We start from the raw sequence: 19,635 nt of genomic DNA on the forward strand, positions 1-19,635 counted from the left end.
AAGGCGCGTCAAGCGCCGCCTCCGGGGAACAGCGTGCAACACCGCCTCCGTTTTTTTCCCGGCTCGCGCTGCGCTCAGCCGGGCTACAGGTTCACAGCCGTCTGCGAGCCAGGTAGCCCGGACAAGGCGCGTCAAGCGCCGCCTCCGGGAAATAGCGCGCGGCACTGCCTTTGAAAACAGACAACCGCGCCACACCTGTATAAAATCCCAGCATTACTCGGTGAACCAGGCTATAATCAGGCCTGGTTTTTACTGATGAGAGCACGGCGTGACGCAGCCACGAGAAGGTTTTTTACTGACCCGTCACTGGCGGGATACCCCGCAGGGCACCGAACTGACTTTCTGGCTGGCGACCGATGACGGCCCGCTTGAGGTCACGCTGCCGCCCCAGGAGTCCGTGGCGTTTATCCCTGAATCCCAGCGCGCGCAGGTTGAACGCCTGCTGCAGGGGGAAAACGGCCATCGCCTTGCCCCGCTCAGCCTGAAAGATTTTCATCGCCAGCCGGTTTTTGGCCTTTACTGCCGCGCTCACCGCCAGCTGATGCGGCTGGAAAAAAAGCTGCGCGAAAACGGCGTCACGGTTTATGAAGGCGACGTTCGCCCGCCGGAGCGCTATCTGATGGAGCGCTTTATCACCGCCCCGGTGTGGGTTGAAGGCGAGTCGCGCGGCCAGCAGCTGGTCAACGCCCGGATGAAGCCCAATCCCCACTACCGCCCGCCGCTAAAATGGGTTTCGCTGGATATTGAAACCAGCCGCCACGGCGAGCTCTACTGCATCGGTCTTGAAGGCTGCGGCCAGCGGGTTGTCTATATGCTCGGGCCGGAGCCCGCCTCGCCCCCTGCCGTCAACTTCCAGCTAGAGTACGTCGCCAGCCGCCCGCTGCTGCTGGAAAAGCTTAACGCCTGGTTTGCCGCTCACGACCCGGACGTGCTGATCGGCTGGAACGTGGTGCAGTTCGATTTACGCGTCCTGCAAAAGCACGCCGAGCGCTATCGCATCCCGCTGCTGCTCGGGCGCGGCAACAGCGAACTGGAGTGGCGCGAACACGGTTTTAAGAATGGCGTCTTCTTTGCTCAGGCCAACGGCCGCCTGATTATCGACGGCATTGAGGCGCTGAAATCCGCGTTCTGGAACTTCTCCTCTTTTGCGCTGGAATCGGTCGCCCGCGAGCTGCTCGGCGAGGGCAAAGCCATTGATAATCCCTGGGATCGGATGGATGAAATCGACCGCCGTTTTCACCAGGATAAACCGGCGCTGGCCACCTACAACCTGCAGGACTGCGAGCTGGTCACCCGCATCTTCCATAAAACCGAGATCATGCCGTTTTTGCTGGAGCGCGCGACGGTCAACGGCCTGCCTGCGGATCGCCACGGTGGTTCGGTCGCCGCCTTCAGCCACCTCTATTTTCCACGCATGCACCGGCTCGGCTACGTCGCACCGAACTTCGGAGAAGTGCCGCCGCAGGCCAGCCCTGGCGGCTACGTAATGGATTCACGCCCCGGTCTGTACGACTCTGTGCTGGTGCTGGACTACAAAAGCCTGTACCCGTCGATTATCCGCACCTTCCTGATCGACCCGGTGGGGCTGGTTGAAGGTCTGGCGCAGCCCGATGACGCTCACAGCACCGAAGGCTTTCTCGGCGCGCGCTTCTCGCGAGATAAGCACTGCCTGCCGGGGATTGTCGGGCAGATCTGGCACGGGCGCGACGAAGCCAAGCTGCATAAAAACAAACCGCTGTCGCAGGCGCTGAAGATCATTATGAACGCCTTCTACGGCGTGCTCGGCACCAGCGCCTGCCGCTTTTTCGATCCGCGCCTGGCCTCTTCCATTACCATGCGCGGTCACGCGATTATGCGCCAGACCAAAGCGCTGATTGAATCCCAGGGCTATGACGTTATCTACGGCGATACCGACTCCACCTTCGTGTGGCTCAAGCGGGCCCACAGCGAAGAGGAAGCTGGCGCTATCGGTCGGTCGCTGGTGGCCTTCGTCAACGAATGGTGGGCGACGGAGCTGGGCAAAGAGGGGCTCGCCAGCACCCTGGAGCTGGAGTTTGAAACCCACTTCTGCCGCTTTCTCATGCCTACCATTCGCGGCGCGGATACCGGCAGTAAAAAGCGCTACGCCGGGATGATTCAGGAAGGCAGCGAGCAGCGCATGGTGTTTAAAGGCCTTGAGACGGTACGCACCGACTGGACGCCGCTGGCCCAGCAATTTCAGCAGGAGCTTTATCTACGCATTTTCCGCCATCAGCCCTATCGCGACTATGTGCGCGAAACCATTGATAAGCTGATGAACGGCGAGCTTGACGATCGACTGGTCTATCGCAAACGCCTGCGCCGTCCGCTGGCGGAGTATCAGCGCAACGTGCCGCCGCACGTGCGCGCGGCGCGGCTGGCTGATGAGCACAACGTTCGGCTGGGTAGACCGCAGCAGTATCAGCAGCGCGGCAGCATTAAATACGTCTGGACTACCGGCGGGCCGGAACCAGTGGATTATCAGCAGTCGCCGCTGGATTATGAGCACTATCTCTCTAAGCAATTAGAGCCTGTCGCCGAAGGAATACTTCCCTTTGTCGACGACGATTTTGCTACAATAGTGACGGGGCAACTGGGGCTATTTTGATTTTTTCTCACTCGTTCCGTCAGCACAAAAGCCGCAAAATGAAGGGTGAGGAGGACGTGACGAACGTTCCGCCATCCAGTAATATAGCGCCCTTTCCATTCCTGGACCCAATTTTGACGCATCTCCGATTCTCCATGGAGATGATCAACTATTGCCTGCAATTAAAGAACTAAAGAGCCGAACATATATGCCTTTTACACTTGGTCAACGCTGGATTAGCGACACAGAGAGCGAACTGGGATTAGGGACGGTCGTTGCGCTGGACGCGCGCATGGTGACCCTGCTTTTCCCCGCCATCGGCGAAAACCGTCTGTACGCACGCAACGACTCCCCGATCACCCGCGTGATGTTTAACCCGGGCGACACCATCACCAGCCATGAAGGCTGGCAACTCCAGGTTGACGAAGTTAATGAAGAGAACGGCCTGCTGGCCTACACCGGCACCCGACTCGACACCCAGGAAGCCAACGTTACCCTGCGTGAAGTGCTGCTCGACAGCAAGCTGGTTTTCAGCAAACCGCAGGACCGTCTGTTCGCCGGACAGATTGACCGTATGGATCGTTTTGCCCTGCGCTATCGCGCGCGCAAATTCCAGAGCGAACAGTACCGCATGCCGTGGAGCGGCCTGCGCGGTCAGCGCACCAGCCTGATCCCGCATCAGCTGAATATCGCTCATGACGTTGGCCGCCGCCATGCGCCGCGCGTCCTGCTGGCGGACGAAGTGGGTCTGGGTAAAACCATCGAAGCCGGGATGATCCTGCATCAGCAGCTGCTCTCCGGCGCCGCCGAACGCGTACTGATTGTCGTTCCGGAAACCCTGCAGCACCAGTGGCTGGTGGAAATGCTGCGCCGCTTTAACCTGCGCTTCTCGCTGTTTGACGATGAGCGCTATGCCGAAGCGCAGCACGATGCAATTAACCCGTTTGAAACCGAACAGCTGGTGATCTGTTCGCTGGATTTCGTACGCCGCAGCAAGCAGCGTCTGGAACACCTGTGCGAAGCGGAGTGGGATCTGATGGTCGTTGATGAAGCGCACCACCTGGTCTGGAGCGAAGACGCCCCGAGCCGGGAATATCAGGCGATTGAACAGCTGGCCGAATGCGTGCCGGGCATTCTGCTGCTCACCGCGACGCCGGAGCAGCTGGGAATGGAGAGCCATTTCGCCCGTCTGCGCCTGCTCGACCCCAACCGTTTCCACGACTTCGCCCAGTTTGTTGAAGAGCAGCAGAACTACCGTCCGGTTGCCGACGCCGTCGCCCTGCTGCTGGCCGGCAATAAGCTGAACGACGCCGAGCTGAACGCGCTGAGCGATCTGATCGGCGAACAGGATATCGAGCCGTTATTGCAGGCCGCCAACAGCGATCGCGATGATGCCCAGGCCGCTCGTCAGGAGCTGGTGTCAATGCTGATGGACCGCCACGGTACCAGCCGCGTGCTGTTCCGCAATACCCGTAACGGCGTCAAAGGCTTTCCGAAACGCGAGCTGCATACGATTCGTCTGCCGCTGCCGACCCAGTACCAGACGGCCATCAAGGTTTCCGGCATTATGGGTGCCCGCAAAACGGCCGAAGAGCGCGCCCGCGACATGCTCTATCCGGAGCAGATTTATCAGGAATTTGAAGGCGATACCGGTACCTGGTGGAACTTTGACCCGCGCGTTGAATGGCTGATGGGCCATCTCACCAGCCACCGCTCGCAGAAAGTGCTGGTGATCTGCGCTAAAGCGGCCACCGCGCTGCAGCTGGAGCAGGTTCTGCGCGAGCGCGAAGGCATCCGTGCAGCGGTGTTCCACGAAGGGATGTCAATTATCGAACGCGACCGCGCCGCCGCCTGGTTCGCCGAGGAAGATACCGGCGCTCAGGTGCTGCTGTGTTCTGAAATCGGCTCGGAAGGCCGCAACTTCCAGTTCGCCAGCAACCTGGTGATGTTCGACCTGCCGTTCAACCCGGATCTGCTGGAGCAGCGTATCGGTCGTCTTGACCGTATCGGCCAGGCCCACGATATTCAGATCCACGTTCCGTATCTGGAAAGAACCGCCCAGTCGGTGCTGGTGCGCTGGTATCACGAAGGTCTGGACGCGTTCGAGCACACCTGCCCGACCGGCCGTACCGTTTACGACAGCGTGCATAATGAACTGATTAACTATCTCGCCGCGCCGGAAAATACCGACGGCTTCGACGACCTGATCAAAGCCTGCCGCCAGCAGCATGAAGCGCTGAAAGCGCAGCTGGAACAGGGCCGAGATCGTCTGCTGGAGATCCACTCCAACGGCGGAGAAAAAGCCCAGCAGCTTGCGGAAAGCATTGAAGAACAGGATGACGACACCAGCCTGATCGCTTTCTCCATGAACCTGTTCGATATCGTCGGCATCAACCAGGACGACCGTGGTGAAAACCTGATTGTCCTGACCCCCTCCGACCATATGCTGGTACCGGACTTCCCTGGCCTGCCGGAAGATGGCTGCACCATTACCTTTGAGCGTGACGTCGCCCTGTCCCGCGAAGACGCGCAGTTCATCACCTGGGAGCATCCGCTGATTATCAACGGTCTGGATCTGATCCTCTCCGGCGATACCGGCAGCAGCACCATCTCGCTGCTGAAGAACAAAGCGCTGCCGGTAGGTACCCTGCTGCTGGAGCTGATTTACGTCGTTGAGGCCCAGGCGCCGAAGCATCTGCAGCTCAACCGCTTCCTGCCGCCGACGCCGGTGCGCATGCTGCTCGACAAAAACGGCAACAACCTTGCCGGTCAGGTGGAGTTCGAAAGCTTTAACCGTCAGCTGAGCGCGGTAAACCGCCACACCGGCAGCAAGCTGGTCAACGCCGTCCAGCAGGACGTCCACGCCATTTTGCAGCAGGGCGAAGGCCAGGTGGCCAAAGCGGCCCAGGCCCTGATCGACGCCGCACGTCAAGAAGCCGACGATAAGCTGTCGGCCGAACTGTCGCGCCTTGAAGCGCTGCGCGCCGTTAACCCGAACATCCGCGATGATGAACTGGCGGCTATCGAGAGCAACCGTCAACAGGTCATGGACGCGCTGGCGCAGGCGGGCTGGCGCCTGGATGCGCTGCGCTTAATCGTGGTCACCCACCAGTAACGGAACGCGAATATGGCGATGGAAAACTACAATCCGCCGCAGGATCCCTGGCTGGTTATCCTCTACCAGGATGAGCACATTATGGTGGTCAACAAGCCAAGCGGCCTGTTGTCCGTACCGGGCCGGCTGGCTGAGCACAAGGACAGCGTGATGACGCGCATTCAGCGCGATTTCCCGCAGGCCGAGTCGGTGCACCGGCTGGATATGGCGACCAGCGGCGTGATTGTGGTAGCCCTGACCAAAGCGGCAGAGCGCGAGCTTAAGCGGCAGTTCCGCGAACGCGAGCCGAAAAAGCAGTACGTCGCCCGCGTCTGGGGGCACCCGGAAAAAGCCGAGGGTCTGGTGGATTTACCGCTGATTTGCGACTGGCCGAACCGGCCAAAGCAGAAGGTGTGTTACGAAACCGGCAAAGCGGCGCAAACCGAGTATGAAGTGCTGGAGTTCGCGACGGACAACACCGCCCGCGTGCGCCTGAAGCCGATTACCGGGCGTTCGCATCAGCTGCGCGTGCATATGCTGGCGCTGGGCCATCCGATTCTTGGCGACCGCTTTTATGCGTCGCCGGAAGCGCTGGCCATGGCGCCGCGTCTGCTGCTGCACGCTGAAACCCTGACCATCACCCATCCGTCATTCGGTAATACGATGACGTTCCGCGCGCCGATCGACTTCTGATCGTTCAAATCTGTCCCGGGTCTTGCCGCCAGCGGCATACCCGGGCAATTCCTCGCTCATCATCGCAGCGGAACACCGACGTTAGTCGCGGGCAAACCACGCATCAATCATCTGCTCAACGCGGGCGACAACCTCCCCGGTGTCATGACGGCGGCTGCGCGCGCAGGCGTGCGCAGGTTCATCGCACAGCAGGCAGCGGCGCTGGTTTTCCCCCATAGACTAACGGCCAACCAGGCCATCTTTCGGGCAAATAACGTCGATATCCCACAGGCGGCCCAGCGGATGGGTATGCTCAAGATCGGTACAGAAGGCTTTGATTTCACTGGCGGCGTGATCGACGCACCACAGCGCTTCCGGACCGGTCGGCAGCCACAGCACCTGGCGATCCAGCGTCTGCCAGCGGTGTTTCCACAGCATCTGATCGCAGGCCTGCAGCGCTACGCCCATCATATTACGGTAGCGAATGCTGTCTTTCACCGCGCCCGGGGTCACCAGGGTCAGCGAAATCACCGGCCGCTGATAATGGGCTAACCAGTCGGCCTGACGCGCGGCGCGCTGCTCTTTCGCCGCCAGCAGCGCTTCCATGCTTACGCCCTCACGGGCGAGAGTATCCACTGACATTTGTTTCTCTCCTCACTCAATTACAGGCAGCGGACAGGCTGCCGTCGCAGTCGCGAATAATGGCGCTGATTGTATCGCTAAACGATCCCTGTTTTGGAGACGGGGCGCAGATATTTTCTGCGCCATTTAGCACGAAAAAGCAGACTTAGCGGTTATAAAAAAGTTAAATCAGGCCAGAAAGTGACTGAGGAACAGCAGACCCAGCGAAACATTAATCGCGCCGCCGATCCTGGTTGCGATCTGCGCGAACGGCATCAGGTTCATGCGGTTGCCGGAGGTCAGTATCGCCACGTCGCCGGTACCGCCCTGACCGCTCTGGCAGCAGGAGACAATCGCCACGTCAATCGGGTACATGCCAATCTTTTTGCCGACCAGGAAACCGGTCGCCACCAGCGCCGTTACGGTGCTGATAATCACCAGCAAATTGGTTACGGTAAACGCGTTGACCAGCTCCTGCCACGGGGTGATCGCCACGCCGACGGCAAACAGAATCGGATAGGTAACCGCCGTGCGGAAGAACTTATACACCATCTGCGATCCCTCCTGCAGGCGCGGAGAGACGCCGTTCACCAGCTTCAGCAGCACCGCGAGGAACAGCATGCCCACCGGCGCGGGCAGGCCGATGGTCTTCTGCCCCAGCATGCCCAGCATATAGAGCAGCACCGCCAGCAGCGCGCCGGAGGCCAGCGTCGTTACGTCCATTTTGCCCTCGACGGGCGTTTCGCGATGCGTCTCGTTGCGGCGGTTCGGCATCAGCTGTCCCTCACCGGTCAAATGCGGAAAACGCTTGCCCAGCTGATTTAAACAGCCGGAGATAACAATCGCCGTCAGGCTGCCCAGCATCACCATCGGCAGAACGCGCCCAAGCGCCACGCCCTGATCCATATGCATCAGCGCGGCGTAGCCAATCGACAGCGGGATCGCTCCCTCGCCGACGCCGCCGGCCATGATCGGCAGGACGATAAAGAAGAACACCTGGAACGGCTCCAGCCCTAGCGCGGTACCGACGCCGACGCCAACGACCATGCCGACGATTTCTCCGCACAGCATCGGGAAGAAAATCCGCAGAAAGCCCTGAATCAGCGTGGTGCGGTTCATGCTCATAATGCTGCCGACGATAATGCAGCAGATATAAAGATAAAGAATGTTGGTCGACTTATAGAATTTGGTGGTCGATTCCACCACCACCTCCGGCAGCAGGCCGTAATGAACCAGCGCAGAAGGAATAAAAGTCGCGCAGATGGCCGCTGCGCCAAGCTTACCCAGAACCGGCAGGCGTTTGCCGAATTCACCGCAGGCAAAGCCGAAAAAGGCCAGCGTCGCCACCATCACGACGATATCGCTCGGCAGCTTGCCGCCTAAACAGTCCAGGGCAATCAGGCCGCCGGCCAGCAGAAAGAGCGGCAGCGGGATAATACCGACTTTCCAGTTATCGAGGATATGCCACCAGCGCTGCTTAAGCGGCGCTTTCGGGGTATTGATAGGGTCGATGGTTGCAGAGAATGCATTGTCTGTGGTGCTCATAATTAAGCCCTCTGGTTATTATTATTTTTCAGGTTAGAGGGCCATCCGCAGAGTTAATGTGAGGATCGACAGATTAAAAAAGAAGTTTTAATGGTCACTATGGTTTTTATGGTTTCTATTATTATTGTGAAACCGCTCTGATTTATGGTCGTGGTTTTTAAGGTTTTTAAATCCAGCGCCTGATTAACCTTGATAAATTCCGCGCCAGCAGATAATTGTGGTTTCCGGACGCCTGCGAAGGGGGTCACCGTTTTCCCTCAGCCACGATGTCGGTATGGCCAAAGATGATACAGTGCCGCATCCCTGATACGGTGCAATAGAATTATGAAGGTTTCATTTCAATTTAAGCTGTTCATTTCACTGGTCGCTTTTTTCTCAGTGCTTTTCGCGCTGCTGGGCGTGTATTACTATTTTGACGCCAGCCGTCAGCTTTATCAGGAAATGAGCGCCCGCGCGAAAATACAGGCGCAAGAAATTGCCCTGATGCCGGATTTACGCCAACAGGTCGCGCGTGAAGACGCGCTGGCGATAAAACCTTTTATGCAAAATATCGCCGCCCACAGCGACGCCAGCTTTATTGTCATTGGCGACAGGCGAGGCGTGCATCTGTTTCATTCGGTCCACCCGGAATGGGTCGGCACGCGGCTGGTTGGCGGCGATAACCAGCCGGTGCTGGAGGGGAAAAGCGCCACCACCATCCGCAAAGGGGGACTGGGGATTTCCCTGCGCAGCAAAGCGCCGATTTTCGACGATGCGGGCCGGGTCATCGGTATTGTTTCCGTCGGCTACCTTACCAGCTATCTCGACAGCATCACGCTGGAAAAAGTCATCAATATCTTTGTCGCCGCAGTGCTGCTGTTGATTGCGCTGTTTATCTTCTCCTGGTACTTCACCCGCAGCATTAAGAAGCAAATTTTCTCGCTGGAGCCGCGGGAAATCGGCCTGCTGGTGCGCCAGCAAAAGGCGATGATGGAGTCGATATACGAAGGGGTGATCGTAATTGACCATCACCGGCGTATCGAAGTGATAAATCATGCCGCCCGCAGCCTGCTCGGACTGAGCCAGCCGGCGCATCAGCTGCGCGGTAAGTCTATCGATAGCGTCATTACGCCGCAGCCGTTTTTCGCCAGCGGGGAGATGCTCGAAAACGATACCCACGACGAGCTGTGCCGCTTTAATCAGCTGACCGTTCTCGCCAGCCGGGTGCGTATCCTGCTGGAGAGTGAACTGCAGGGCTGGGTGATCACTTTCCGCGACCGCGACGAAATCAACTCGCTGAGCGCCCAGCTTAGCCAGGTGAAGCGCTACGTTGATAATCTGCGCATCATGCGCCATGAACAGCTGAACCGTATGACCACCCTTTCCGGCCTGCTGCATATGGGCCACTATGATGAGGCGATTCGCTACATTCAGGCGCAGTCGGAGCATGCCCAGGAGCTGCTGGACTTTATCTCATCACACTTTAATTCGCCGACGCTGTGCGGTCTGCTGCTGGGCAAAGCCGCCCGCGCGCGGGAAAAAGGGGTTGAACTGAGCTTTGACCCGGCCTGCCGCATTGACCGTCCGCTGCCGTCATTGATGGAGTCCGAGCTTATCTCTATCATCGGTAATCTGCTGGATAACGCTATTGAGGCTACCCAGCGCGCCGAACTGCCGCACGAACCGGTCGAGATTCTGATTCAGCTCAACGCCCGGGAATTAATGATTGAAGTCGCCGACCGCGGCGTCGGTATTCGTCCGGAGATCCGCGAGCATATTTTTGAGCGCGGCGTCACCACCAAAACCCGCGGCGATCACGGTATTGGCCTGTATCTTATTGAGCGCTACGTAACCCAGGCCGGCGGCACAATTGAAGTGGCCGACAACGCCCCGCGCGGCGCGATTTTTACGCTGTTTATCCCCGCCAGCGGGCCAGCCCATCCGCAAGAAGAGACGCACTATGCATCATGACCTGGTCGATGTTCTGATCATCGAAGATGAAAGCGAACTGGCGCGGCTGCACGCCGAGCTTATTCAAAAACACCCGCGCATGCGGCTGGCAGGCACGGCGGCCTCCCTCGCCCAGGCGCGGCAGAGACTCAACGCCAGGCCGCCCCAGCTGGTGTTGCTGGATAATTATCTGCCGGACGGCAAAGGGGTCACGCTGATGAACGACCCGATCATGGCCCAGGCTAACTGCTCGGTGATCTTTATCACCGCCGCCAGCGATATGGAAACTTGTAGTCTGGCAATCCGCAACGGCGCCTTCGACTACATTCTTAAGCCGGTGTCATGGAAGCGCCTGAGCCAGTCCCTTGAACGGTTTGTGCAGTTCTACGATCAGCAGCGCGAGTGGAAGATTGTCGACCAGCAGAACGTGGATTCGCTGTATCAGCTACAGGCCAAAAACTATCGTGCCGATAGCGGCAGTAAAGGGATTGAAGAAAAAACGCTGGCGCTGGTGCAAAATCTGTTTACCGGCGATCAAGAACGCTGCTTTTCGGTCGATGACGTGGTGAGCGAGGCTGGATTGAGCAAAACCACTGCTCGTCGCTATCTGGAGCACTGCGTGGAAATCGGCTTTCTGGAGGTGGAAATGCTGTACGGCAAGATTGGCCATCCGCGGCGTATGTACCGCCGCGCCGCCAGCCCATCGTGACGCCTCCCCCGCCCGGGAGAGGCCGGTCGTTCAGAAGCCGCGCTGTTCTTTGATCAGCTCCCAGGCTTTCTGGATCTCCTGCGCTTTCTGCTTAGCCATCTCCATCATTTCCGGCGGTAGCCCTTTCGCCACCAGCTTATCCGGATGGTGCTCGCTCATCAGCTTACGATAGGCGCGCTTGACGGTGGCGGCATCATCAGTCGGTTTTACCCCCAGCACATTGCAGGCATCTTCCAGAGTGGGCCCGCGCTGCGCCTGCTGCCAGCCGGCGTTGCCGCCGCGCTGGCCGTAAGATTGCTGCTGCGACCCGCCGCCGAACTGCGCCCCGCCCTGCATCATGCGCAGGAACTGCTCAAACTGAGCGCGGGAGATGCCCAGCTCATCGGCAATCACAAACAGCACTTCACGTTCGTTGGGATGCAGATCGCCATCGGCAAAAGCCGCCTGCAGCTGAATTTCCAGAAACATCCGAATTAAATCAAAGCGGCCAAAACAGACGCTGCGCAGCTGGCGCATTTTCTCACGCAGCGGATAGTCATCTGATTTCCCTACCCGAAACGCGTGCTGTGCCGCCGTCCGCGCTTCGCCATGAAGATTCATGCGATCCATCAGCAAATTGGCGACGTGGATATCGGCTTCGGTGACGCGCCCTTTTGATTTGGTCAGGTGCCCCATCACTTCAAACGTCGTCGAGAAGAACAGCGACTGGCGCTCCTGCTGGTTGGCAAAGACGTTCAGCCGGCGGCTGCGCGCGCGGTCAAACATATGCCCGATTAAAAAGCCCAGTACCACGCCCCAAAAGCCGCCGCCCATCATCAACGCAACCGCAACGCCAATTATTTTACCCAAATACTGCATAGACTCCCCAATCTCTCTGCCGCCAGTTAAGCTATATCTGACCGCACGTTACAAAGCGTTTACGCCTCGGTCAATTGTGGGACATAGCCTATAATTTGCTTTATCATACTCGTCATTCTACACGGTGCCTAACGCTCGGGCTCGAAACGGGCAGGATTAACACTAGCGCGATTTAGACGAGTAAGTTAGGCTCTGACCGTTTGCAAGCCGCTGCCACACGATGACGGAACAACAAATACAACGTATGAAAAAACGTATTCCCAGCCTCCTGGCCACCATGATCGCCAGCGCCTTGTATAGCCAACAGGGCCTCGCTGCCGATCTCGCCACGCAGTGTATGCTTGGCGTCCCAAGCTACAATCGTCCTTTGGTCGAAGGGAAACCCAACGACCTGCCGGTGACGATCGATGCCGATCATGCGAAAGGCAACTACCCTGATAACGCCGTATTTACCGGCAACGTCGATATTAATCAGGGAAACAGCCGGCTGCAGGCCGATGAGGTCCAGCTCCACCAGCAGCAGGCGGAAGGCCAGCCGCAGCCGGTGCGGACGGTTGATGCCCTCGGCAACGTGCACTATGACGATAATCAGGTGATCCTCAAAGGGCCGAAGGCCTGGTCGAATCTCAACACCAAAGATACCAACGTCTGGCAGGGCGATTACCAAATGGTAGGCCGTCAGGGGCGCGGTACCGCTGACCTGATGAAGCAGCGCGGCGAAAACCGCTACACCATTCTGGAAAACGGCAGCTTTACCTCCTGTCTGCCGGGCTCTGACACCTGGAGCGTGGTCGGCAGCGAAGTTATCCACGACCGCGAAGAGCAGGTGGCTGAGATCTGGAACGCGCGCTTTAAGCTCGGTTCGGTGCCGATTTTTTATAGTCCCTACCTGCAGCTGCCGGTGGGCGATAAGCGCCGTTCAGGTTTCCTGATCCCCAACGCTAAATACAGCACCAAAAACGGCGCGGAGTTCTATCTCCCTTACTACTGGAATATCGCGCCTAACTTTGACGCCACGCTGACCCCGCACTATATGAGCAAGCGCGGCGGCGTGATGTGGGAAAACGAATTCCGCTATCTGACCAAAGCAGGGACCGGTTTATTTGAGTTCGACTACCTGCCGTCGGATAAAATTTATCATGACGATCATTCGAACGACAGCAACAGCCGCCGCTGGCTGTTCTACTGGAACCATTCAGGCGTCGTAGACCAGGTGTGGCGTTTCAACGCCGACTACACCAAAGTCAGCGACCCGGACTACTTTAACGATTTCAGCTCCAAATACGGTTCCAGTACCGATGGCTATGCCACGCAGAAACTCAGCGCCGGCTACGCGAATCAGAACTTCGATGCCACCGTATCGACCAAGCAGTTCCAGGTCTTTGACCGCGACTCAAGCAATGCCTATTCCGCCGAGCCGCAGCTGGACGTGAACTACTACCAGAACGACGTCGGCCCGTTTGATACGCATCTTTATGGCCAGGCGGTGCATTTTGTTAACTCGAACAGCAAAATGCCGGAAGCAACGCGTCTTCACCTTGAGCCAACCATCAACCTGCCGCTGTCTAACGGCTGGGGAAGCATCAATACTGAGGCAAAACTGCTGGCCACCCATTACCAGCAAAGCAACCTTGATAGCTACAACGCGACCAACGGCACTGACTATAAAGACTCCGTTAACCGCGTCATGCCGCAGTTTAAAGTCGACGGCAAAATGGTTTTCGAGCGCGATATGCAAGAGAACTATACCCAGACGCTTGAACCGCGCATGCAGTATCTGTATATCCCGTATCGTGACCAGAGCAAGATCGGCAGCTACGACTCAACGCTGTTGCAATCAGACTACAGCGGCCTGTTCCGCGACCGCACCTACAGCGGTCTGGACCGTATTGCGTCCGCCAACCAGGTCTCCACCGGCATCACATCTCGCGTTTATGATGCCGCCGCAGTTGAACGTTTTAATATTTCCGTTGGTCAAATCTACTATTTCACCGAAGCACGTACCGGTGACGACAACATCAACTGGGAGAACAACGACACGCGAGGTTCACTGGTATGGGCCGGGGATACCTACTGGCGCATTACCGACGACTGGGGTTTACGCGGGGGAATTCAGTACGATACGCGTCTGGATAACGTCGCGACCAGCAGCGGAACCGTGGAATACCGTCGCGACGAAAACCGTTTAGTACAACTTAACTATCGTTATGCAAGTCCGGAATACATTCAGGCGACTCTGCCTTCGTATTCCACCGCTAAGCAGTATAAAGATGGTATTTCGCAGGTGGGAATGACCGCCAGCTGGCCAATCGTCGATCGTTGGGCAGTCGTCGGCGCGTATTACTACGATACGAATACCAGAAAGTCAGCGAACCAGATGTTAGGGGTGCAGTATAGCTCCTGCTGCTACGCTATCCGCGTTGGCTATGAACGTAAGATCAACGGCTGGGATAACAGCAGCAGCGAAAGCAAATACGACAATACCTTCGGCTTTAACATTGAGCTGCGCGGCCTGAGCTCCAATTACGGTCTCGGCACCCAGCAGATGCTGCGTTCGAACATTTTACCGTACCAGAGCTCCCTGTGATGTGGCTGGTTTAAACGTAATCCGCAATTGCGGTTAATTGAAATGGAAAAAGTATGAAGAACTGGAAAACGCTGCTTCTCGGTATCGCCATGATCGCGAATACCAGTTTCGCTGCCCCACAGGTTGTCGATAAAGTAGCGGCTGTCGTCAATAATGGCGTTGTTCTGGAAAGCGACGTCGATGGCTTGATGCAATCGGTAAAACTTAACGCCGGCCAGGCCGGGCAGCAGCTGCCGGATGACGCCACCCTGCGTCATCAGATCCTTGAGCGTCTGATCATGGACCAGATTGTCCTGCAGATGGGTCAGAAAATGGGCGTGAAGATCTCTGACGATCAGCTGGACCAGGCTATCGCCAACATCGCCAAACAGAACAACATGACCATGGATCAGATGCGCAGCCGTCTGGCCTATGACGGTATTAACTACAACACCTATCGTAATCAGATCCGCAAAGAGATGCTGATTTCGGAAGTGCGTAACAACGAAGTACGTCGCCGTATTACCGTTCTGCCGCAGGAAGTTGAAACCCTGGCGAAGCAGATTGGCGATCAGAACGACGCCAGCACCGAACTCAACCTCAGCCACATTCTGATCCCGCTGCCGGAAAACCCCACTTCCGAGCAGGTGGCAGAAGCTCAGGACCAGGCCAACTCGGTGGTTCAGCAGGCGCGCAGCGGCGCGGATTTCGGCAAACTGGCGATCACCTACTCAGCCGACCAGCAGGCGCTGAAAGGCGGCCAGATGGGCTGGGGTCGTATTCAGGAACTGCCGGGCATCTTCGCCCAGGCGCTGAGCACGGCTAAGAAAGGCGATATCGTTGGTCCGGTACGTTCCGGCGTTGGCTTCCATATTTTGAAAATCAACGATATGCGCGGCGGCAGCCAGAATATCTCCGTGACTGAAGTTCACGCCCGCCACATCCTGCTGAAACCGTCGCCGATCATGAATGACAATCAGGCCCGGGCAAAGCTGGAGCAAATTGCGGCTGACATTAAGAGCGGCAAAACCACATTTGCTAAAGCGGCAAAAGAGTTCTCTGAAGATCCGGGTTCGGCAAACCAGGGCGGTGATTTAGGCTGGGCAACGCCGGATATCTTCGATCCGGCCTTCCGCGACGCTATTCTGCGCCTCAATAAAGGCCAGACCAGCGCACCGGTTCACTCATCCTTCGGCTGGCACCTGATTGAGCTGCTGGATACCCGCAACGTCGACAGAACCGACGCCGCGCAGAAAGATCGCGCTTACCGCATGCTGATGAACCGTAAATTCTCTGAAGAAGCGGCTACCTGGATGCAGGAACAGCGCGCCAGCGCCTACGTTAAGGTACTGAGCAACTAATCGCATTAGCCTCATACACAACATCACTCAGGGTGTATCGAGGCGGCTCGGCGAATCGCCCTGGTCTCTGACTGGGGCGACGAAACGCAGCCAGTAAGAGAACGCCTGAAGGATGAAGTGTATGAATCGAGTTGTTATCACTCCCGGCGAACCTGCCGGGATTGGCCCCGACCTCGTTGTGCAGCTTGCGCAGCGCGACTGGCCGGTCGAGCTGGTGATTTGCGCCGATGGCGCTCTGTTATCCGACCGGGCAAGCCTGCTCGGTCTTCCTTTATCGCTTCTGCCTTATGACCCTACCGTTCCCGCTACGCCGCAGCGCGCAGGCACCCTGACGCTTCTTCCCGTCGCTCTCAATGCGCCGGTTGAGCCAGGCGTGCTCAACGTCAGCAACGGCAGCTATGTGGTGGAAACGCTGGCCCGCGCCTGTGATGGCTGTCTGAACGGCGAATTCGCCGCGCTGATTACCGGGCCGGTGCACAAGGGCATTATCAACGATGCGGGAATCGCCTTCACCGGTCATACAGAGTTCTTTGAAGAGCGCTCGCAGGCCAGTAAAGTGGTGATGATGCTGGCGACCGAAGCGCTGCGCGTGGCGCTGGTGACCACTCACCTGCCGCTTAAAGCAATAAGCGATGCGATTACCCCCGAGCTGCTGCGGGAAATCATCACCATTCTGCATCACGATCTGCGCACCAAATTTGGCATCAATAACCCGCACGTGCTGGTTTGCGGCCTGAACCCGCACGCGGGCGAAGGCGGCCATATGGGTACGGAAGAGATTGATACCATTATTCCGGTGCTGGAAGAGATGCGCGCGAAGGGGATGAATCTCAGCGGCCCGCTGCCGGCGGATACCCTGTTTCAGCCGAAATATCTCGACCATGCCGATGCGGTACTCGCGATGTATCACGATCAGGGCCTGCCCGTGCTAAAATACCAGGGCTTTGGCCGCGGCGTGAATATTACGCTCGGTTTACCATTTATTCGCACTTCCGTTGACCACGGCACCGCGCTTGAACTTGCGGGCCAGGGGAAAGCGGAAGTCGGCAGTTTTATCACGGCGCTTAATCTCGCCATTAAAATGATTGTTAATACTCAATGAATAATCGAGTCCATCAGGGCCACTTAGCCCGTAAACGCTTCGGGCAAAACTTTCTCAACGATCGGTTTGTGATCGACAGCATTGTCTCGGCCATCAATCCACAGAAAGGCCAGGCGATTGTTGAAATCGGCCCCGGCCTCGCCGCGCTGACCGAACCGGTCGGTGAACGCCTCGACCAGCTCACCGTTATCGAGCTGGACCGCGACCTGGCCGCTCGTCTGCAAACGCATCCGTTCCTCGGACCAAAGCTGACGATTTATCAGCAGGATGCGATGACCATGAACTTCGGCGAGCTGTCGCAGAACATGGGCCAACCGCTGCGCGTATTCGGCAACCTGCCGTACAACATCTCGACCCCGCTGATGTTCCATCTGTTCAGCTATACTGATGCCATTGCCGATATGCACTTTATGCTGCAAAAAGAGGTGGTCAATCGTCTGGTTGCCGGGCCGAACAGTAAGGCGTATGGTCGACTAAGCGTCATGGCGCAGTACTACTGCCAGATTATCCCGGTGCTTGAAGTTCCGCCGAGCGCCTTTACGCCGCCGCCTAAAGTTGATTCCGCCGTGGTGCGCCTGGTGCCTTACCGCACGCTGCCGCATCCCGTTAAAGATGTGCGCGTGCTGAGCCGCATCACGACAGAAGCCTTTAACCAGCGTCGGAAAACGATCCGCAACAGTCTGGGCAATCTGTTCAGCGTTGAAGTTCTGACCGAGCTGGGCATCGACCCGGCGAAGCGCGCAGAGAATATTTCCGTGGCGCAGTACTGTCAGCTAGCTAACTGGTTATCTGAGAACGCGCCCACCAAGGAGAGCTAACCATGATTAATTCGCCCCGAGTTTGTGTACAGGTGCAAAGCGTCTATATCGAATCGCAATCTTCTCCGCAAGAAGAGCGCTACGTCTTCGCTTATACCGTCACCATTCGCAATCTGGGGCGGACTCAGGTTCAGCTTCTTGGCCGCTACTGGCTTATCACCAATGGGCACGGTCGTGAGACCGAAGTCCAGGGGGAAGGCGTTGTCGGCGAGCAGCCGCATATTCCGGCCGGCGGTGAATACCAATATACCAGCGGCGCGGTCATTGAAACGCCGCTGGGCACCATGCAGGGACATTATGAGATGATCGATGTGAACGGCGCGCCGTTCACCATTGAAATCCCTGTTTTCCGTCTCGCAGTACCCACTCTCATCCATTAAAACAATGTCTACATACCTTATTGGCGACGTTCACGGTTGCTACGATGAACTGATCGCACTATTAGAGCAGGTGGAGTTTAACCCTGAGACTGATACGCTGTGGCTGACGGGCGACCTGGTCGCGCGCGGCCCCGGTTCGCTCGAAGTACTGCGTTTCGTGAAACAGCTTGGCGACAGCGTACGCATCGTGCTGGGCAATCATGACCTGCACCTGCTGGCGGTCTTTGCGGGCATTAGCCGCAATAAACCCAAAGATCGGCTGAAATCGCTGCTTGAGGCGCCGGACGCCGACGATCTGCTCAACTGGCTGCGTCGTCAGCCGATGATGCAAATCGATGAAGAGAAAAAGCTGGTTATGGCCCACGCCGGGATCACGCCGCAGTGGGATCTGGAAACCGCTAAACAGTGCGCACGCGACGTGGAAGCCGTGCTTGCCAGCGACTCCTATCCGTTCTTCCTCGATGCGATGTACGGCGACATGCCGAACAACTGGAGCAACGAACTGAGCGGACTGGCGCGCCTGCGCTTTATCTCTAACGCTTTTACCCGCATGCGCTACTGCTTCCCGAACGGCCAGCTGGATATGTATGCCAAAGAGGCGCCGGAAAACGCGCCCGCGCCGCTCAAGCCGTGGTTTGCGATTCCCGGCCCGGTGGCCAGCGAATACAGCATCGCCTTCGGTCACTGGGCTTCGCTGGAAGGAAAAGGCACGCCGGAAGGTATTTACGCGCTGGATACCGGCTGCTGCTGGGGCGGCGATCTGACCTGCCTGCGCTGGGAAGATAAGACGTACTTCACGCAGCCGTCAAACCGGCAGCCAAATCTTGATGAAGGCGAGGCGATCGCCTCCTGAAGAGAGTCACCCCGGTGAGCGAACGCCACCGGGGAAAACCTTAGCGACGCTCCAGAATCTCGAAGCAGTAACTATGGGAATTCTGCGCATCAGCATCGTGGAACTCGCTGAATACCGACTCCCACTCGTCCGGATCGTAATCCGGGAAATGAGTATCGCCTTCCACTTCCGCATCAATATGGGTCAGATAAAGCTTTTGCGCTTTTGGCAGGAACTGCTCATAAACGCGTCCGCCGCCGATCACCATCATCTCTTCGACGTCGCCGCAGGCGGCGATGGCTTCATCGACCGACTTCACCCACTGCACGCGATCGTCGGTGCCGGGCTGGCTGCTAATAACGATATTTTTACGCCCCGGTAACGGGCGACCGATAGATTCCCAGGTGAGACGCCCCATCACTACCGGTTTGTTTAAGGTATTGCGCTTAAACCAGGCGAGATCGGCAGGCAGATTCCACGGCATGGCATTTTCCATACCAATGACGCGATCTACCGCTAACGCCGCAATCAGACTGATCATTG

The 19,635-nt window shown here is 57.6% G+C and carries 14 protein-coding genes and 1 pseudogene; 11 read left to right on the plus strand and 4 right to left on the minus strand.

Annotated elements, in window-relative coordinates; translation table 11 throughout:
• Positions 1 to 268: 268 nt before the first annotated feature.
• The 3 genes from polB to rluA all read left to right on the plus strand — a co-directional run bounded on the left by polB (position 269) and on the right by rluA (position 6,392).
• Complete coding sequence (polB, locus tag HMPREF3178_RS11335; RefSeq protein ID WP_017145009.1) at positions 269 to 2,626, plus strand: DNA polymerase II; 2,358 nt, start codon at positions 269 to 271, stop codon at positions 2,624 to 2,626.
• Positions 2,627 to 2,813: 187 nt separating this feature from the next.
• Complete coding sequence (gene rapA, locus HMPREF3178_RS11340) at positions 2,814 to 5,720, plus strand: RNA polymerase-associated protein RapA (RefSeq protein ID WP_004108196.1); 2,907 nt, start codon at positions 2,814 to 2,816, stop codon at positions 5,718 to 5,720.
• 12 nt (positions 5,721 to 5,732) lie between these two features.
• Positions 5,733 to 6,392: a bifunctional tRNA pseudouridine(32) synthase/23S rRNA pseudouridine(746) synthase RluA gene (gene rluA / locus HMPREF3178_RS11345; protein WP_004108199.1), complete on the plus strand. Its 660-nt coding sequence runs from the start codon at positions 5,733 to 5,735 to the stop codon at positions 6,390 to 6,392.
• Between the two features lie 81 nt (positions 6,393 to 6,473).
• Here rluA and citX read toward each other — a convergent pair.
• Positions 6,474 to 7,013, minus strand: a pseudogene (citX, locus tag HMPREF3178_RS11350) (citrate lyase holo-[acyl-carrier protein] synthase).
• Between the two features lie 168 nt (positions 7,014 to 7,181).
• Positions 7,182 to 8,537: a 2-hydroxycarboxylate transporter family protein gene (locus tag HMPREF3178_RS11355; protein ID WP_004108203.1), complete on the minus strand. Its 1,356-nt coding sequence runs from the start codon at positions 8,535 to 8,537 to the stop codon at positions 7,182 to 7,184.
• Between the two features lie 324 nt (positions 8,538 to 8,861).
• Here HMPREF3178_RS11355 and HMPREF3178_RS11360 point away from each other — a divergent pair, with 324 nt between their 5' ends.
• The gene (locus tag HMPREF3178_RS11360) at positions 8,862 to 10,487 is read left to right on the plus strand and encodes an ATP-binding protein (protein ID WP_004108206.1); all 1,626 of its coding nucleotides are present in this window, start codon (positions 8,862 to 8,864) and stop codon (positions 10,485 to 10,487) included.
• Complete coding sequence (locus tag HMPREF3178_RS11365) at positions 10,477 to 11,175, plus strand: response regulator (RefSeq protein ID WP_004108208.1); 699 nt, start codon at positions 10,477 to 10,479, stop codon at positions 11,173 to 11,175. The genes HMPREF3178_RS11360 and HMPREF3178_RS11365 overlap by 11 nt, the downstream gene beginning before the upstream one ends.
• Positions 11,176 to 11,205: 30 nt before the next feature.
• Here HMPREF3178_RS11365 and djlA read toward each other — a convergent pair whose 3' ends face one another.
• The gene (gene djlA, locus HMPREF3178_RS11370; protein WP_004108210.1) at positions 11,206 to 12,033 is read right to left on the minus strand and encodes a co-chaperone DjlA; all 828 of its coding nucleotides are present in this window, start codon (positions 12,031 to 12,033) and stop codon (positions 11,206 to 11,208) included.
• Positions 12,034 to 12,277: 244 nt separating this feature from the next.
• Here djlA and lptD point away from each other — a divergent pair, with 244 nt between their 5' ends.
• The 6 genes from lptD to apaH all read left to right on the plus strand — a co-directional run bounded on the left by lptD (position 12,278) and on the right by apaH (position 19,113).
• Positions 12,278 to 14,620, plus strand: a complete 2,343-nt coding sequence (gene lptD, locus HMPREF3178_RS11375) for an LPS assembly protein LptD (protein ID WP_016807502.1) — start codon at positions 12,278 to 12,280, stop codon at positions 14,618 to 14,620.
• Positions 14,621 to 14,673: 53 nt separating this feature from the next.
• Positions 14,674 to 15,960: a peptidylprolyl isomerase SurA gene (surA, locus tag HMPREF3178_RS11380; RefSeq protein WP_004108221.1), complete on the plus strand. Its 1,287-nt coding sequence runs from the start codon at positions 14,674 to 14,676 to the stop codon at positions 15,958 to 15,960.
• Positions 15,961 to 16,072: 112 nt separating this feature from the next.
• Positions 16,073 to 17,062: a 4-hydroxythreonine-4-phosphate dehydrogenase PdxA gene (gene pdxA / locus HMPREF3178_RS11385; RefSeq protein ID WP_024273721.1), complete on the plus strand. Its 990-nt coding sequence runs from the start codon at positions 16,073 to 16,075 to the stop codon at positions 17,060 to 17,062.
• Complete coding sequence (rsmA, locus tag HMPREF3178_RS11390) at positions 17,059 to 17,880, plus strand: 16S rRNA (adenine(1518)-N(6)/adenine(1519)-N(6))-dimethyltransferase RsmA (RefSeq protein ID WP_004108225.1); 822 nt, start codon at positions 17,059 to 17,061, stop codon at positions 17,878 to 17,880. Before pdxA ends, rsmA begins: the two co-directional genes overlap by 4 nt.
• A 2-nt stretch (positions 17,881 to 17,882) precedes the next feature.
• Entirely contained in the window at positions 17,883 to 18,260 is a 378-nt protein-coding gene (gene apaG, locus HMPREF3178_RS11395; RefSeq protein WP_004108227.1) for a Co2+/Mg2+ efflux protein ApaG, read from the plus strand.
• Between the two features lie 4 nt (positions 18,261 to 18,264).
• Positions 18,265 to 19,113, plus strand: a complete 849-nt coding sequence (gene apaH / locus HMPREF3178_RS11400; RefSeq protein ID WP_004108229.1) for a bis(5'-nucleosyl)-tetraphosphatase (symmetrical) ApaH — start codon at positions 18,265 to 18,267, stop codon at positions 19,111 to 19,113.
• A 40-nt stretch (positions 19,114 to 19,153) separates the two neighbouring features.
• On the opposite strand, the gene folA is transcribed toward apaH, so the two are convergent.
• Positions 19,154 to 19,633, minus strand: a complete 480-nt coding sequence (folA, locus tag HMPREF3178_RS11405) for a type 3 dihydrofolate reductase (protein ID WP_004108231.1) — start codon at positions 19,631 to 19,633, stop codon at positions 19,154 to 19,156.
• Between the last annotated feature and the right edge of the window lie 2 nt (positions 19,634 to 19,635).

The sequence above is a fragment of the Klebsiella sp. HMSC09D12 genome, assembly GCF_001808475.1.
GTDB classification, from domain to species: Bacteria; Pseudomonadota; Gammaproteobacteria; order Enterobacterales; family Enterobacteriaceae; genus Klebsiella; species Klebsiella oxytoca.

Bases quoted from the DNA above. Each gene is read 5' to 3' on its own strand.
- rapA (WP_004108196.1), top strand. From the start codon at position 2,814: ATGCCTTTTACACTTGGTCAACGCTGGATTAGCGACACAGAGAGCGAA.
- rluA (WP_004108199.1), top strand. From the start codon at position 5,733: ATGGCGATGGAAAACTACAATCCGCCGCAGGATCCCTGGCTGGTTATC.
- HMPREF3178_RS11355 (WP_004108203.1), bottom strand. From the start codon at position 8,537: ATGAGCACCACAGACAATGCATTCTCTGCAACCATCGACCCTATCAAT.
- HMPREF3178_RS11360 (WP_004108206.1), top strand. From the start codon at position 8,862: ATGAAGGTTTCATTTCAATTTAAGCTGTTCATTTCACTGGTCGCTTTT.
- HMPREF3178_RS11365 (WP_004108208.1), top strand. From the start codon at position 10,477: ATGCATCATGACCTGGTCGATGTTCTGATCATCGAAGATGAAAGCGAA.
- djlA (WP_004108210.1), bottom strand. From the start codon at position 12,033: ATGCAGTATTTGGGTAAAATAATTGGCGTTGCGGTTGCGTTGATGATG.
- lptD (WP_016807502.1), top strand. From the start codon at position 12,278: ATGAAAAAACGTATTCCCAGCCTCCTGGCCACCATGATCGCCAGCGCC.
- surA (WP_004108221.1), top strand. From the start codon at position 14,674: ATGAAGAACTGGAAAACGCTGCTTCTCGGTATCGCCATGATCGCGAAT.
- pdxA (WP_024273721.1), top strand. From the start codon at position 16,073: ATGAAGTGTATGAATCGAGTTGTTATCACTCCCGGCGAACCTGCCGGG.
- rsmA (WP_004108225.1), top strand. From the start codon at position 17,059: ATGAATAATCGAGTCCATCAGGGCCACTTAGCCCGTAAACGCTTCGGG.
- apaG (WP_004108227.1), top strand. From the start codon at position 17,883: ATGATTAATTCGCCCCGAGTTTGTGTACAGGTGCAAAGCGTCTATATC.
- apaH (WP_004108229.1), top strand. From the start codon at position 18,265: ATGTCTACATACCTTATTGGCGACGTTCACGGTTGCTACGATGAACTG.
- folA (WP_004108231.1), bottom strand. From the start codon at position 19,633: ATGATCAGTCTGATTGCGGCGTTAGCGGTAGATCGCGTCATTGGTATG.